The sequence below is a fragment of the Mesorhizobium sp. M4B.F.Ca.ET.017.02.2.1 genome, from assembly GCF_003998955.1.
Taxonomy (GTDB): domain Bacteria; phylum Pseudomonadota; class Alphaproteobacteria; order Rhizobiales; family Rhizobiaceae; genus Mesorhizobium; species Mesorhizobium abyssinicae.
In genome coordinates this window covers 1-14,852 of sequence record NZ_RZOF01000134.1, presented here as the reverse complement: position 1 = coordinate 14,852, position 14,852 = coordinate 1, and the positions used below count along the sequence as shown (strand labels likewise).

Genomic DNA, 14,852 nt, shown 5'->3' with positions numbered 1-14,852 from the left:
ACCTCTATCAGCGCCCCGGCGGCAACGTCATCGCCGTCGAGCGTTGCGAGCCGAGCGAGACCAGCAAATACGGCATCGTCGGCCGCGGCGCCGAGATCGGCAGCGGCTTCGAGGTGACCGCCATGGTCGAGAAGCCGGCGCCCGCCAATGCGCCGTCGAACTTCTACATCAACGGCCGCTATGTCCTGCAGCCGGAGATCTTCGCCCTGCTCGGCAACCAGCAGCGCGGTGCCGGCAACGAGATCCAGCTCACCGACGCCATGGTGCGGCTGGCGCAGAGCCAGTCCTTCTATGCCCAGCCCTTCAATGGCCGCATGTTCGACTGCGGCTCCAAGGAAGGCTTCATCGAGGCCACCATCGCCTTTGCGCTTGCGCGCGACGACATGAAAGGACCGGTCTTCGAGATGCTGCAGCAATTCGTCCGGACGCACGAGCGCCGGGAAGAAGCCGCATAATGCCCATCTTTTGGGTGCATATGCGTATCGATGATGGCGCGACAAACGCCGCCGCGCTTGGCCTACCCGGCCAAGCGCTTTCTGGCATGAATGTTGCGTGGTCTTTTCTGGTGACGACGCCAATCTTCGAAGGCCGATAGAGCCTGCAACCTGGAATTGGACCGACGATGAACTATGCCAATTTTCCCCTCGACAAGAGGATGCCATTGCCCAGCGCGGACGCGGAAAAAGGTGAGGACTTCATCGACATCGAACGCCTGCTCGGCATGGCCGCGCGGCAGGTCAAGGTGGTGGCGGTGTGCGCCGTCATCGGCCTGTTCCTCGGCGTGCTCTATCTGCAGACCACGCCCAAGCAGTACATGTCGGTCGCCAGCGTCCTGATCGACGAGGGCTTGAACAAGGTCGTCGACGACATCTCCGCCGCCTCCGTCACCATGCAGACGGACGCCGCCCTGCTCAGCCAGATCGAGATCATCAACTCGGCGCGCCTGGCTTCGGTGGTGGTCGACAAGCTGAAGCTCGACCAGAACCAGGACTTCATGAACCCGCCGCAATCGGCTCTGGCCAAGGGCATCGGTTTCGTGCGCGGCGTGATCGGCTATTTCCGCAGCAGCTCCGCCGACCAGCTCCCCGGCATCGAGAATGTCGACGCCGCCACGCGCGACGCCATGATCAAGGAAGCGAGCCACGACTACGCCGTGCTGAAGCTGCAGAACGAGGTGCTGGCGCAGCGCAACGGCCGCAGCTACGTCATCGCCATCGCCTACCAGTCGCCGAATCCGGCGCTGGCGACGGCGATCACCAAGGCCTATTCCGAGGCCTATCTGGCCGACCAGCTCAACGCCAGCTTCGACGCCACCGAACGCGCGGCGGTCTGGCTGCAGGGCCGCTTGACGGAGCTTCGCGAAAGCTCGCAGAAGGCGTCGATGGCGGTCGAGATGTTCCGGGCCGAGCACGGACTGTCCGCCAACAGCGACGGGCAGCTGATGAGCGACAAGCAGCTCGCCGACCTGAATGCCCAGCTCATCGTCGCGCAGGCCGACACGGCTCGCGCCAGCGCCCGCTATCAGCAATACAAGGCGATCGTCGACAGCGGCTCCGACAACGCCTTCAACGATTCCGCCATCGCGAGCGATCAGCCGAGCAGCTCGGTCATCACGACGCTCAAGACCCGCTATCTCGCCATCGCCAAGCGGCTGCAGGACGTTTCGGCCAACTATGGCGCGGACCATCCCCAGGCGGTGGCGCTTGCCAAGGAGAAGGCCGATGTGTCGGCGCAGATCTTCGGCGAGTTGAAGCAGCTTACCGAAAATTACCGCAACGAGTACGAGGTGGCTCAGACACGTGAGACGGCGCTCAGGCAGAAGATCGCCGACGCGGCCGGCAAGAGCTCCATCGACAACCAGTCGCAGGTCAAGCTGCGCGATCTGACCCAGCAGGCGACGGCGCTCACCACGCTCTACCAGACGTTCCTCGGCCGCTATGAGGAGGCCTCGCAGCAGCAGTCCTTCCCGGTCGGCAAGGTGCGCATCATTTCCGATGCGACGATGCCGCTCTCCGCCGCCAGCCCGCGCACGTCCAAGGTGCTGGCGCTCTTCCTCGTGCTCGGTGTGCTGGCCGGCGCCGGATTTGGCGGCCTGAACGAGTTCAACGAGCGCTTCTTCAGGACCGGCGACGACATCCGCGACCGCGTCGGCCTCAAATTCCTCGGCTACCTGCCGACGATCGGCGGCGGCAGGTCCGGCAAGGACAACAAGCCCGACGACGCCGAAACCGATCCCAAGGTCGCCAGCCTGTCGGCGGCGGAGAAACGGGCGCGCATGCGGGTCAGCATCGATGCGCCGGCATCGATGTTCGCCGAAACGCTGCGCAACGCCAAGATCGCCTTCGACGTGGTGATGGAAGGTCAGGGCAGCCGCGTCATCGGCGTGATCTCGCTTCTGCCCGGCGAGGGCAAGTCGACGGTGGCAGCGAATCTGGCGGGGCTGCTGGCCGCCAACGGCGCCAGGACGCTGCTGATCGATGGCGATCTGCGCAATCCCGGCCTCAGCCGCAGCCTTGGCATGGAAACCGAGCAAGGGCTGATGGAAGCGGTGGTCAGCGGCCAGACCTGGCAGTCGGTCGGCAAGGTCGACCGGCAGACCAAGCTGGCGATCATCCCGGCGGTGCTGCGCGGCCAGTTCTCGCACACCAGCGAGCTGCTCTCCTCGGCCGGCATGCGCCGCTTCATCGACAACGCCAAGGAAACGTTCGAATACATCGTCGTCGACCTGCCGCCGCTCGGTCCCGTGGTTGACGCCAAGGCCTTCGCACCGCTCGTCGACGGATTCGTGCTGGTCACCGAATGGGGCCGCACGCCGCGCGCCATGGTGCGCTCGATGCTGGAATCGGAGCCCTACGTCGCCAACAAGATCATTGGCGCCGTGCTCAACAAGGTCGATCTGAAGCGGCTGGCGAAATACGGATCGCTCGGTGGCTCCGAGAAATTCTTCGACCGCTATTCGACCTACTATCTGGAGAAGTCGGACGCGCGCACCAAACAGGCTGCGTGACGCAATTCCTGAAAAGGCGTGGACGGTTTTCCGTCCGAAATCGCGCCAAAGAGACAGAGCGGTTCGGCGTTTCAATGAACGCCGAACCGGTCTAGTTGGAACCATGGCGCGCCCGAGACGAGGATTCATGCGCGACAAGCGAGACTACGGTCTCACGGATCCAGCGCTGGCCGCTGTGTCCATGGCTGCGCTCATGCCACACCATTCCCACCGCAAAGCCTTCAACGGGAAACGGACAGTCCATCACGTCAAGCTTGTCCACGGAATCACGCACCAGCCGTTCCGGGACCAGCGCGACGAAATCCGAGCGAGACACGATCTCGGGGACGAACAGGAACGAAGCCGCGGAGAGCACGACATTACGCTTGTGTCCGAGAGCGGCCAAAGCACTGTCTACCGGTGTCGCGAAGCCGCCGCCTTCCAGGGACACGACCACTTGCTCCAACTCGGCAAATTCAGCGACCGTGATTCCTTCCCGCAGCCGCGGATGCTTCTTGCGGCCGATAAGCACGTAGCGCTCATCGAATAGATGTCGAGCGCGAAGACCTTGCGGGGCCTCCTGCGGCGTCATCAGTGCCAAATCCACATCACCGCGCGCCATCTGCGCTTCCAATTGCGGCAGGTCCAGATTGCGTATCGCAACGCGAACGCCCGGTGCTAGCGTCCTGAGCTCCACGACAAGCGGCCTGACTATCGCAGCTTGCAGATAGTCCGTACAGGCAATCGCGAAGATCAGCCTGGCCTTCGCCGGATTGAAGTTCCGATGCGAGCTGACCGTGGCGCGAACTTGATCAAGGGTTTGGCGCAACGGGTCGAGCAGTTCCATTGCTTTGGCCGTCGGCGTCATCCCTCGCTGGGCGGGAATCAGCAGTTGGTCGTCGAACTCTTGTCTGAGGCGGTTCAACTGGGCGCTTACCGCTGGCTGGCTCAGATGCAGTCGGGCAGCCGCCTTCGTGACGTTGCGCTCGATCAGCAGCGTCTCCAGCGTAACCAACAGATTGAGATCAAGGCGTTTGGTATCCATGGAATGGATAGTAGCCGATCACTTATGCGATTTCAAAAATACGTAGAATCGTCCGAGACTCTTGCTGAGCCAAACGTCGCGGCACGCTTTTCGGCGGCCAGGCGTGGTCGTCTGTCCGGGGCCGAAGCGATTTCGCCCTCAAGCCGGGATATAATCAGCATGAGCCAGATCGATACCTCCAAACCCCTGATCACAGTTGTCGGGGCCTCGAGCAAGCAGGGTCGCAGCGTCGCCAAGTCCCTGCTCGACAGTGGACGCTACCGCGTGCGCGCCCTGACTCGACGTCTCGACAGCCAACCAGCGCAAGCCTTGGCGAAGAAGGGGGCCGAGGTCGTGGTGGCGCCCCTGGAACTCGGCCGGCAGGCCGAACTGACCGAAGCACTGAGAGGTTCGGCCGGGGCGTTCTTGATGACGCCGCCGATCGTCAAGGTGCCGCCGGCGGAACCCGAACTCAACCTCGGAAAGGAGTTGGCCGACGCGGCAGTGGCCGCTGGTGTCGAACACGTGGTTTTCAGCGCGCTCGAAAATGTCGAAGCGATCACCGGCGGCACCAAGTGGGCACCGCATTTCACGGACAAGGCAAAGGTAGAGGATTACATCCGCAGCTTACCCCTTCGCAGCTCGTTTGTATACTTGGCGTTTTATTACACCAATTTCCTGGAATACTACGTGCCGCAAGGTGTGGAGGACGGCATAGATTTCGCCATATACTTGCCTCCGGACGTCCCCGTGCCGTTCTGCGACCCGCTCACTGCGGCCGGTCCAGCGGTGCGCGAGATCTTCGATCACCCCGCGCGATACGCCGGGGAGGCGCTGCCCGTGATCGGCGAGTTTATCTCGGCGCAGCAAATGGTGGACACGTTTGTGCGCGTCACCGGCAAGCGCGCGCGCTACGCCTCTGCATACTCGCGCGAAGACTTGTTGCGCCATTTTCCGGGTTTCGCCAGCAACGAGCATCTGGTGCGCGAATTGGTGGGCATGGTCGAATATGCCGTCGAATATGGCTACTATGCTCCCGGGCGCGATCTGACCTGGAGTCGGAAGATCGATCCGAATGCGCTGACCTGGGAACAGTTCCTCAAGCGCAGCAAATGGCAGGGCGACTTGCTGTCCTATGGCGCCGCCGCCGAGGCCGAGCTTGCGCCGATCTGAGAGCGGCGACGCCGTGCTCTTCCTTAACTCGCCGAAGACAGCAGCTTGCCGTGCTTGCCGACGATCCTGACCGCGGTCAGCCGGCCGCTCCGGAAGGCGCCGGTATCGATGCCGAGCCGGTGGCCCTCGAACTTCGGCGCATCGACGATCGTGTGGCCATGCACCACCCAGCGGTCGAGGAGGTGAGCCTGCTCGAAGAACTCCGTGCGGATGTTGAGCAGGTCGTCCTCGTCCTGGTCAACGAGGTCGATGCCGGGCCTGATGCCGGCGTGGACGAAGACGAATTTCCGCGAGCAGACCATCACCGGCAGTGTGCGCATGAAGGAGACATGGCTGGCGGGAATGGCTTCGCGGATGCGCCGGTCGACCTCGTCGCTTGAGCCGTAGAGGTCAGAGAGCCGCGCCGGGTCGACTCCGTAGGAATAGAGGGTCTCCAACCCGCCGATCGCCAGCCACAGCTCGCGCGACAGATAGCCGTCGAGATAGCCGAGCATCGCGGCCTCGTGGTTTCCCGCCAGGCAGACGCGCAGGAAACCTTTCGGCGCCGGCGCGACGAGATGATCGAGCACGCGCTTCGAGTTCGGGCCGCGGTCGACATAGTCGCCGAGCATGATGATGATCTTGCGGCCGCGAAAGGGCAGCGCATCGAGCAGGATCTTCTGCTCCAGCGACCGCAATTCGTTGTAGCAGCCGTGCACGTCGCCGATTGCATAGACGACCGTGTCCTGCATATCCATTTCCAGGCGGTCGCGCGGCGCGGTCCGGGGTCGTCTCGATCGCTGGAACAGGCTCACGGATTGAGGCTCGATGCTCGCTAGGGGTCTATCCCAGTTTCAGGGAGCATGTCACACGGCACGCATGAAGCCTCGATATCATGCTCGGCCGGAATTTCCATACCGGCGCGAACATTACTCGTTCGTTACTTCAGGCGTGGGGAACCGGCAGTTAAGCCGTCTTGGGCCTCGCTGTCATCGGCTGGCAATCGCCCTTGCGCCTGGGCTGGTCCCGCAGTTGCAGGCGATGATGCAGGCCGGCTAAACCCCGATGCCGCGCCCCTTCAGCGCCGCGGTGATCTCGTCGAGGATGACGGGGTCGTCGATGGTCGCCGGCATCGTCCATTCCTCCTTGTCGGCGATCTTCTGCATGGTGCCGCGCAGGATCTTGCCGGAGCGGGTCTTGGGCAGACGCTTGATCGTCACCACCGTCTTGAAGGCGGCGACCGGGCCGATGCGCTCGCGCACCAGTCCCACCACCTCGCTTTCAATGAGGGCGGTATCGCGCGAAACGCCGGCGTTGAGCACGACGAAGCCGAGCGGCACCTGGCCTTTCATGGCGTCGGCGATGCCGATGACGGCGCATTCGGCGACGTCGGGATGCGCGGCAAGCACTTCCTCCATCGCGCCTGTCGACAGCCGATGGCCGGCGACGTTGATGATGTCGTCGGTGCGGGCCATGACATAGAGGTAGCCGTCCTCGTCGAGCATGCCGGCGTCGGCCGTCTTGTAGAAGCCGGGGAACTCCTCGAGATAGGCCTGACGGAAACGGCCGTCGGCGTTCCACAGCGTCGGCAGGCAGCCGGCCGGCAGCGGCAGCTTGACCACGACATTGCCCAGCGTGCCGCGCGCCACTTCGTGGCCGGCATCGTCGAGCACGCGGATGTCGTAGCCTGGCATCGGTACGCCGGGCGAACCGTATTTAACCGGCAATAGCCCCAGACCGGCCGGATTGATGGTCATCGGCGACCCGGTCTCGGTCTGCCACCAGTGGTCGATGACCGGCACGGCGAGCTTCTGCTCGGCCCATTTGATGGTTTCCGGATCGGCGCGCTCGCCGGCGAGGAACAGCGCGCGGAATTTCGACAAATCGTATTTCGGCACGAACTCGCCCCGCGGGTCCTGTCCCTTGATGGCGCGGAACGCGGTCGGCGCGGTGAACAGCGCCACCACGCCATGCTGCGATATCACTCGCCAGTAGGTGCCGGCGTCCGGCGTGCCGATCGGCTTGCCTTCGAAAAGTATGCTGGTCGCGCCATGCAGCAGCGGGCCGTAGACGATGTAGGAGTGGCCGACCACCCAGCCGACATCGGAGGCCGCCCAGAACACCTCGCCCGGCTTGACGCCGAACTCGTTCTCCATCGTCCATTTCAAGGCGACCATGTGGCCGCCATTGTCGCGCACGATGCCCTTCGGCTGGCCGGTCGTGCCCGATGTGTAGATGATGTAGAGCGGGTCGGTGGCCAGCACCGGAACGCAGTCGACATTGGCGCCGGCGGCCCGCTCGCGCGCAACCGCGTCGGCATAGTCGATGTCGTAGTGGTCCTTCAGCTCGCAGCGCAGCTGCTCGCGCTGCAGGATCAGGCACGCATCGGGCTTATGCCTGGACATCTCGATCGCTTTGTCGAGCAGCGGCTTGTAGGGCACGACACGGCCGGGCTCTAGCCCGCAGGATGCCGAGATGATCAGCTTCGGCTTGGCGTCGTCGATGCGGGTGGCAAGCTCATGCGAGGCAAACCCGCCGAAGACCACCGAATGCACGGCGCCGATGCGCGAGCAGGCGAGCATGGCGATGGCCGCCTCCGCCACCATCGGCATGTAGATGATGACGCGGTCGCCCTTGCCGATGCCCCGGTTCTTCAGCACCGAGGCAAGCGCGACCACCTCGCGCTTGAGTTCGACATAGGTATATTTCCGGATCGTGCCGGTGATCGCGCTGTCATGGATCAGCGCCACCTGGTCGGCGCGGCCGCCGGCGACATGGCGGTCGATGGCGTTGAAGCAGGTGTTACAGGTCGCGCCGGTGAACCAGCGGCCATAGACGCCGGCCTCGGCGTCGAAGACGCGTTCGGCCGGTGAATACCAGTCGATCTCCTTGGCCGCCTCGGCCCAGAACCTTACGGGGTCGCGCCTCCAGCTCTCATAGACCTCGTGGTAGCGTGACGCCATCCAGCTTCCTCCCCGGAAAATTTGCCACCCCCAAATAGCCTATGCCCTTCCGGCCGGCCATGTCTTCCCCGAATTTCGTCGATGGCCGATCTCGCCTCGGTCGCAAATATCCGGCACCTTGGCATGCCGATAGCTGCCCGCCATGCGTTGGGCCAGGCCGCGAGCACGGCGGACTGCTCGGCGAGCTTCGAGACGCAGCAAGATGGCGTATCGGGCAAGGCGCTCGGCTTCCGGCTGACGTTGCAGGGCCAGGACGGCAAGCCGTTGAAGATATTGCACGAGGAGAAGGCGGTGCCGGGCTCGGGGAACTGCCCGACCTCCTACTCCCGTCGGAGGCCTACGAATTCGCGCCCGAGGGCAAGCCGGCGGTCATCGCCGTGCTGGTGCTGCGCTTCAGCCAGGGCTTCGAAGGGGTCGCGACAGCGGCTTCATCGCGGTGACAGGCCAGGCGCGCTGAACAGCGCCGGCGCGGCCGGGGCAGGCAAACCCTGGCGACGGTGCCACGGCACCGTTCCTGACTGTCGGCACTGTTTGCCGGCTTAAAGCGGCAAGGCCGCGAGCATCAACCCGACGCCGCCGGCGATCAGTATCGCAGCCGCAAGTGCTCTCCGATGGCGTTCGAACGCCGTCGGAGCCCTATCCCAATTGTAACGCATACTCGTCACCCTTTCCCCAAACCCCGGCGATTCCATAGCTTACTTAGGGGAAAGAAGGCAACACCCCCCGGTTTTTGCCAGCTTGCCGGGCAATGGCGTTCATTGTCAGTTGCGGTCGTCGGTCGTTTCCGGGGTTGCCATGAAGAGGCCTACCAAAGGGCGGTGTGGAGCAAGCGCGAAAAGCTGTCCGCCGTGACCGCTGCGCCGCAACCCTCACGCGCGTGATTTTCCTCGCCAACCGGGCCGCAGCCCGTCGCGGGCAGGCCGTCAGAGCAATGGACAGCACCGCCTTGCCGCGCTAATGGCTCTCCAGCATTTTTGCATGGACTGGAGATGGCCCATGGTCGAAATCGCATCTGAGATGGTTCTGCGGCTGGCCGACGACGCCTCGGTGCAGCATGTCGGCGATGGCGCCGTCGTGCTTCTGGCGCGCAGCGGCCAGCTCTATACTTGCAACGGCACCACCGAAGCCTTTCTCGACAAGGTCGACGGCGCGCGCAGCCTCGACCAGATCGTCGATCTGCTTTGCGACGAGTTCGAGGTCGACAAGGATATGCTCGACCAGGACATGGCGGCGCTTGCCGCGGAACTGGTGGCGGAAGGCATCCTCGCCGACCCCGGTGCATGATGGCTGACGGGCCGCTGCTGCGGGCGTTGTTTCGCGCCCATCTGTGGGCCAGCGCGCGGCTGATGCCGGCCCTCGTCGGCAAGCGCGACTTCGAAGCGGTGCTGAAATGGGCGCCGCTGACGTCGCCGACTCCCTATCGCGGCCTGCCGTCCGCCTACATCGTCGCCAGCGTCAACCGCGCGGTCAGGCATCCCTGGCTGATGCGCGACCGCAGATGCCTGAGGGAGGGCCTGCTTGCCCATCGCTTCCTGCGTCTCGCCGGCTTCGATCCGGACCTGCGCTTCGGCGTCGATCCGCAATCGCTGCATGCGCCGCGCCTGTCGGCGCATTGCTGGGTCTGCCTCGAGGGCCGGCCGGTGGTCAGCGACAGCCTTCCCGGTATGGTCGAAATCTACCGCCATCATGCCGAGCCCGGAAAGGCGCGCGCCGCTTGACTGCTTCCGTCAGCTACGCCCTCAACGGTCAGGTCGTCGGCATATCGGCCGAACGCGCCGAGCTCTGGCGCGATCTCGACCGGATGCTCTCGGGCCTGAGCGCCACCGAACCCGTCGATGCCGGCTTTCGCATCGACATCGTCGAGACACCGACGCTGCTCGAGACGCCGGAGGGAACGCTTGCCTTCGACGGCGAAGTGCCCGAGGACGGCCATTGCCGGATGATCGATGGCGGCGACGTCGTCCACCTGGTCTTTCCCGGCCGGCAGACGATTTCCATCCATGCCGGCCAGCGCCGGGCCGAAATCCGCACCGGCCCGGGCGTCAGGGTCACCTGGACGGCGTGGATGCTGGTGCTGGAGGCCGCGCTCGACGCCAGTGGGCAGTATATGCTGCACACCGCCGGCCTGACGCTGCCGCAGAGCGATGCCGTGGTCCTCATCCACGCGCCGAGCGGCACCGGCAAGACCACGACATCGCTGGCGCTGGCCTCGCAAGGCTTCGGCCTCTGCGCCGACGATTCCATGATCCTCGACGTGGCGCCGGACAAGGCCGTTGCCTGGGGCCTGCCTCGCCATGTGAAGATCCACCGCAAGACGGCCGAACTTGTCCCGCTCGTCTTGCCCTGCCTCGGCCCCTCCTGGGACCGCAATGGCGAACAGGCCGTGTCGCTCGAGCGCCTCGGCGAGATATTGCGCGTCGAAAGCATTGTCGCCAGGCCGGTCTCGGCGCTGCTGCATCTTGCCCGCTCCGCCGATGGCGAGAGCAGGCTTCATCCCATGGCCAGGACCGACGCCATGGTCGCGCTGGCCGCCGACAATGTCAGGACCGGCATGACCGGCCTGCTGCAGGTGCAGAAAAACCGGCTGGCGACGATCGCCAGGCTGGTCACCACAGTGCCGACCTTCACCCTGGAGGTGGGCGCGCGGCCGGCCGATGCGGCGCGATTGATCCAGTCCACCCTGTCCGCGGCCTGAATCAGCGCGATCCTTCGGTCCGCTTCCCAAAGCGGCGTATTTCAAAGAACCGCTGGCCGAGCCGGACCCGGCTGAACGCGCGTTGCCAGCGCGTCAGTTGCCGCGCGAAGCCACTATAGGCAAGATGCGCGACGCGGCCGTCGGCGCAATCGAATTCGATCATGCCCCACCGCCTCGCCGGCGGTTCGCCTGTCGCCGGTCCGAGCCGGCGGATCGGGTGCGCCAGCCGGGCGAGCTTGCCGTCTATCTGCACATAGAGGGCGACGGCGCGCCCGACGACGCGCCAGATCTTGGCGACATGGGCGCTCGACCATTGACTGCCGACCACTACCGGCGTGCGGCCGACTTGCGCCCAGGTGAAGGTGCCCTCCGGCTGCGGCATGCCTTCGAGCACGCCGGCGCTGTGATCGGACGCGGCCTCCGCCACCAGCATTTTCATTCCGCTGGCCAGCGCCCGCGACAGCGTCGCCGTCGACTGCCAATCTCCGGGAGAAAACGCGATCTGGGCCAGGATGTCGCCCTCGTCGAAGCCGGACGTCATCTTGTGCAGACTGACCCCGCCATGCGTCTCATCTTGCCCATCGAGGACGAGCCGCGCGATCGGATGCGGGCCCTTGTAGTTGGGCAGCAGCGCCGGATGCAGGTTCAGCCCGCCCTTCGCGAACAGCTTCAGCACGGTCTCCGGAATAAGGGTAGGAAACCCGAAAGTGATGAGGACGTCCGCGTTGAAACCGGCGAGGCGTTGGCACAGTGCCGCCCAGTCATGCGGGCGGCCGAATTCGATCAGCGGCACTTCGGCGCGAACGAGATGCTGCCTAAGCACAAGCCTGCGCCTCCAGCGTCGCCGCCATGTGCCGAAGCTCGACTGTTTGCCGGGCCGCGGACCAGGCACGACGATCGCGGCGACGCGGTGGCCATTCTCCAGCCAGCCGGCGAGCATCGGGGCGGTGATCGGCGTGATTTCGATGATGAACACGGCCGAGATCGGCTTGTCCGGGGCTGCTGCGTGATCAGGCACGATACGGCCTCGGCCTCGCCAGCCGCTGGATCCAGCGGAATGCGTCGCGACGAAGCCGCGAGCGCATCTTGTCCCTGGAATTGACGCCGAGCAGGGTCTCGCGGGTGATCAGCCGCCTGGCCAGCCGGATGCCGAGATCAGGCTTGATCCGGTCGGCGAGGTCGAGCGCGCGCGGCTCGTCGAAAAGCCGGCCGGTCACGTCGAGCACCGTCGCCAGTTCGAGTTCGATGCCGGTCATGCGCGCGGCCTCCAGCAACTGCGCTTCCGCTTCCGGTGATGGCAAAGCCCGCACGCCCTGCAGCACGTCGACGCAAAGCTGCAGCCGGTGGAACTTGTGTCCGCCGGCGGCATGCACGATGGCGATGGTCAGCAGCGCCGCCGGCGTGTCGGTCCCGGCGCCGTCGATGGCCTGCAATTCGCGAAAACCCAGCGACAGCCGCCGCCGCATGCCAGAATCATGCACCAGATTGCCGTGCAGTTCGATCAGCAGGCTCGAATTCTCCTTTTCCAGCCATTTGAACTCCTGCAAATCGTGTGACTGGGCTTCGCCGCTGTGGAGCTCGAAGCCGGAGGCCGCGATCACCTGATTGGCGTCGTTGATGCTGGCCGGCTCGACCAGGATGTCGATGTCGGTGAACGGCCGATCCGAGACATGTTTGTAGAGCTTGCGCGCGAAGACCGGACCCTTGACGATCCGCGCTGGGATGTCCTTCGCCGCCAGCGCCTTCATGATGCGCTCGCCATGATATTGCAGCAGCATGGACTGGCCGGTGACCAGCGTCGATGCCTCGCGCAGTTCGGTCAATCTCGCTTGCAGGGCCGGATCTTGCGGCAGATGCGCATCGCCTGCTTCCCGAAGCTTGCGCAGCATGATCGGCAGAACGCCGTGGAATTCGGCATTGTCGAGCAGGGCCAGCAGGGTTCCCGCCGCCGGAACCACGGCCATGCGCGCCTCCGGATCGGCGTAGTTCAGCAGCAGTTTTTCGTCGGCAGGCGCAAGTGGTGGCAGCATCAACCCGTTCGGTGTTGCGCGATGGAGGACTTGTGTCGCCAATATGGTTGCAGAAAAGCACCATGGAAACCAGTGCGACGGCAACGAACCTCACGCCTGATTTGACTTGGCGAAGAGGTATCCCTCGAGGCTACATCCCCCAGCGCAGCGCCGCCGTATGCACCGGCGCGTCCCACAGGGTCGTCATCTCGTCGTCGAGCATGGTCAGCGTGATCGAGCAGCCGGCCATGTCGAGCGACGTGGCATAAGACCCGACCAGCGAGCGGGCAACGCTCACACCGCTTGTCTCGAAGATCCTGCGGGCGCTGTTGTACATCAAATAGAGCTCCATCGACGGCGTGCCGCCGAAGCCGTTGACGAACAGCAGCGCCGGCCCTCTGGCGCGGCCGCTGAGATCGCCTGTTATCGCCGCGCAGATTTCCTCGGCGATGGCGTCGGCGCTCTTCAGGGCGTCGCGCCGCCGGCCGGGCTCGCCATGGATGCCGACACCGAATTCCATCTCGCCGTCGCCGATCTCGAAGGTCGGCTTGCCCGCCGCCGGCACGGTGCAACTGGTCAGCGCCACGCCCATCGAGCGCGTCGCGCCGTTGACGCGCTCGCCGAGCGCCTTGAGCTCCTTCAGCGCCATGCCTTGCTCGGCCGCCGCGCCGACGATCTTTTCCACCACCAGCGTGCCGGCGACGCCGCGCCGGCCGGTGGTGTAGGACGAGTTCTCGACCGCGACGTCGTCATTGGTCACTACCTGCAGCACGCCTTCCGACATTTCGGCCGCCATGTCGAAGTTCATCACGTCGCCTTCATAGTTCTTGACGATGAACAGGCAGCCTGCGCCGGTGTCGACCGCCCCGGCCGCCGCCAGCATCTGGTCGGGCGTCGGCGAGGTGAACACCTGTCCGGGGCAGGCCGCGTCCAGCATGCCGTGGCCGACCAGCCCGCCATGCAGCGGCTCGTGGCCCGAGCCGCCGCCCGAGATCAGCGCCACCTTGCCCGGCTTCAGCGCCCTCCGGCGGACGAACTTGTGCTCATCACCCAGCACAAGGATATCCGAATGGGCGGCGACGAAGCCGTCGAGGCTCTCGGTCAGCACCGTGTCCACCGCATTGATGAATTTCTTCATGGCTGTCCTCCCGGAACAGTCTCGTATTTTTATGCAATTCCGAACGGAAAACCGCTGCTTTTCCTGGAATTGCCTGGTTAGCCGCTGCCCTTGCCGGCGATGCTGGTGATCTTCTGGATGAAGTCGTTGATCGCCCGGTCGAGCGCCGCATTCTGTTTGTCGTCGCCGAAATCCGGCACGATGAGCGAGACATGGCGCGTCTTGCGCAGGCCGGAGGCCGCCGACATCTTGCCCGGATGTGCCTGGTGATAGGCGGCGAGGAACTGGTCGCGCTCGGCAGGGCTGAAATGGCAGACGGAAAAGATCGAAGGCAGATGCTTTGACGGGATCGGGATCGAATAGGCCGGGCTGGAGATCTGGGTGACGAAGCTGCGATGCTTGCCGAGCGCGTCCGCCAGCCGCTGGCGCATGCCGGACGGCCGCTGGTCGATGACGTGCGACAGGATCGTCTTGTAGGCGCGGATCGCCTCTTCCGAGCCGGCTTCGGGTATCTTCTCCGCCTCGGCCATGCCGCGCCTAGACCGGGACTTCCGCAATGGCCGCTTTCGCCATTGCGAGTTGGGCTGGGGCGACCGAGAGGTCGCGCAGGCCGGTTTCGAGCAGCGCCGGGATGGCGGCCGGATCGCCGCCGGCATCACCGCACAGGCTGACCGGGATCTCCGTCTCGCGTCCGAAGCGCACCACCGCTTCCATCAACCTAAGAACCGCCGGATGCCGAACCGAGTTGAGGTAGGTGACGGCGGCATTGTCTCGGGCCGCCGCCATCACATATTGCGTCAGGTCGTTGGAGCCGATCGAGAAGAAGGCGACGTTTGCGAAAGCTTCCGGCGCAATCGCCACAGAAGGCACCTCGACCATGATGCCGAGCGGCGGCATCGTGTGCGC

Annotated in this window: 14 protein-coding genes; 6 read left to right on the top strand and 8 right to left on the bottom strand. The window is 64.8% G+C overall.

The features are described from left to right. Together EN738_RS17485 and EN738_RS17480 are read left to right on the top strand one after the other, a co-directional pair. A partial coding sequence (locus EN738_RS17485) for a sugar phosphate nucleotidyltransferase (RefSeq protein WP_245494567.1) occupies window positions 1-455 on the top strand: 455 nt, incomplete at its 5' end. A 167-nt stretch (window positions 456-622) separates the two neighbouring features. After that, complete coding sequence (locus EN738_RS17480; protein WP_127284768.1) at window positions 623-3,007, top strand: polysaccharide biosynthesis tyrosine autokinase; 2,385 nt, start codon at window positions 623-625, stop codon at window positions 3,005-3,007. Window positions 3,008-3,098: 91 nt separating this feature from the next. Here the strand turns inward: EN738_RS17480 and EN738_RS17475 are convergent, their stop codons facing one another. Continuing rightward, window positions 3,099-4,031: a LysR family transcriptional regulator gene (locus EN738_RS17475; RefSeq protein WP_127284767.1), complete on the bottom strand. Its 933-nt coding sequence runs from the start codon at window positions 4,029-4,031 to the stop codon at window positions 3,099-3,101. A gap of 159 nt (window positions 4,032-4,190) precedes the next feature. On the opposite strand from EN738_RS17475, the gene EN738_RS17470 reads away from it, so the two are divergent. After that, entirely contained in the window at window positions 4,191-5,183 is a 993-nt protein-coding gene (locus EN738_RS17470) for an NmrA/HSCARG family protein (RefSeq protein WP_127284766.1), read from the top strand. Window positions 5,184-5,206: 23 nt separating this feature from the next. On the opposite strand, the gene EN738_RS17465 is transcribed toward EN738_RS17470, so the two are convergent. Both EN738_RS17465 and EN738_RS17460 read right to left on the bottom strand, forming a co-directional pair. Beyond that, window positions 5,207-5,914, bottom strand: coding sequence for a metallophosphoesterase family protein (locus EN738_RS17465; protein ID WP_245494566.1), 708 nt, complete (start codon window positions 5,912-5,914; stop codon window positions 5,207-5,209). A gap of 303 nt (window positions 5,915-6,217) precedes the next feature. After that, a complete protein-coding gene (locus tag EN738_RS17460; protein WP_127284764.1) occupies window positions 6,218-8,125 on the bottom strand; it encodes a propionyl-CoA synthetase in 1,908 nt (635 codons plus the stop codon). Window positions 8,126-9,121: 996 nt separating this feature from the next. Between EN738_RS17460 and EN738_RS17450 the strand changes: the two genes are divergently transcribed. Genes EN738_RS17450 through EN738_RS17440 form a run of 3 tightly spaced genes read left to right on the top strand, consistent with a single transcriptional unit; the run spans window position 9,122 to window position 10,820 of the window. Then, window positions 9,122-9,409, top strand: coding sequence for a PqqD family protein (locus EN738_RS17450; RefSeq protein ID WP_127284763.1), 288 nt, complete (start codon window positions 9,122-9,124; stop codon window positions 9,407-9,409). Next, complete coding sequence (locus EN738_RS17445) at window positions 9,409-9,843, top strand: lasso peptide biosynthesis B2 protein (protein WP_127284769.1); 435 nt, start codon at window positions 9,409-9,411, stop codon at window positions 9,841-9,843. Before EN738_RS17450 ends, EN738_RS17445 begins: the two co-directional genes overlap by 1 nt. Further along, complete coding sequence (locus EN738_RS17440; protein WP_127284762.1) at window positions 9,840-10,820, top strand: serine kinase; 981 nt, start codon at window positions 9,840-9,842, stop codon at window positions 10,818-10,820. Before EN738_RS17445 ends, EN738_RS17440 begins: the two co-directional genes overlap by 4 nt. Window position 10,821: 1 nt before the next feature. Here the strand turns inward: EN738_RS17440 and EN738_RS17435 are convergent, their stop codons facing one another. From EN738_RS17435 to EN738_RS17415, 5 genes are all read right to left on the bottom strand, one after another. Further along, on the bottom strand, window positions 10,822-11,838 hold the full coding sequence (locus EN738_RS17435; protein WP_127284761.1) for a formyltransferase family protein: 1,017 nt from the start codon (window positions 11,836-11,838) through the stop codon (window positions 10,822-10,824). Further along, window positions 11,831-12,850: a nucleotidyltransferase family protein gene (locus tag EN738_RS17430; RefSeq protein ID WP_127284760.1), complete on the bottom strand. Its 1,020-nt coding sequence runs from the start codon at window positions 12,848-12,850 to the stop codon at window positions 11,831-11,833. Before EN738_RS17430 ends, EN738_RS17435 begins: the two co-directional genes overlap by 8 nt. Window positions 12,851-12,980: 130 nt before the next feature. After that, complete coding sequence (gene dhaK, locus EN738_RS17425; RefSeq protein WP_127284759.1) at window positions 12,981-13,967, bottom strand: dihydroxyacetone kinase subunit DhaK; 987 nt, start codon at window positions 13,965-13,967, stop codon at window positions 12,981-12,983. 77 nt (window positions 13,968-14,044) lie between these two features. Beyond that, window positions 14,045-14,476 (bottom strand): hypothetical protein, encoded by a 432-nt coding sequence (locus tag EN738_RS17420; RefSeq protein WP_127284758.1) that lies wholly within the window; start codon window positions 14,474-14,476, stop codon window positions 14,045-14,047. A 7-nt stretch (window positions 14,477-14,483) separates the two neighbouring features. Beyond that, window positions 14,484-14,852, bottom strand: a 369-nt coding sequence (locus EN738_RS17415; RefSeq protein WP_348629094.1) for a putative PEP-binding protein, incomplete at its 5' end; no start/stop codon positions are given.

Bases quoted from the DNA above. Each gene is read 5' to 3' on its own strand.
- EN738_RS17445 (WP_127284769.1), top strand. From the start codon at position 9,409: ATGGCTGACGGGCCGCTGCTGCGGGCGTTGTTTCGCGCCCATCTGTGG.
- EN738_RS17475 (WP_127284767.1), bottom strand. From the start codon at position 4,031: ATGGATACCAAACGCCTTGATCTCAATCTGTTGGTTACGCTGGAGACG.
- EN738_RS17480 (WP_127284768.1), top strand. From the start codon at position 623: ATGAACTATGCCAATTTTCCCCTCGACAAGAGGATGCCATTGCCCAGC.
- EN738_RS17430 (WP_127284760.1), bottom strand. From the start codon at position 12,850: ATGCTGCCACCACTTGCGCCTGCCGACGAAAAACTGCTGCTGAACTAC.
- EN738_RS17420 (WP_127284758.1), bottom strand. From the start codon at position 14,476: ATGGCCGAGGCGGAGAAGATACCCGAAGCCGGCTCGGAAGAGGCGATC.
- dhaK (WP_127284759.1), bottom strand. From the start codon at position 13,967: ATGAAGAAATTCATCAATGCGGTGGACACGGTGCTGACCGAGAGCCTC.
- EN738_RS17450 (WP_127284763.1), top strand. From the start codon at position 9,122: ATGGTCGAAATCGCATCTGAGATGGTTCTGCGGCTGGCCGACGACGCC.
- EN738_RS17465 (WP_245494566.1), bottom strand. From the start codon at position 5,914: ATGCAGGACACGGTCGTCTATGCAATCGGCGACGTGCACGGCTGCTAC.
- EN738_RS17470 (WP_127284766.1), top strand. From the start codon at position 4,191: ATGAGCCAGATCGATACCTCCAAACCCCTGATCACAGTTGTCGGGGCC.
- EN738_RS17460 (WP_127284764.1), bottom strand. From the start codon at position 8,125: ATGGCGTCACGCTACCACGAGGTCTATGAGAGCTGGAGGCGCGACCCC.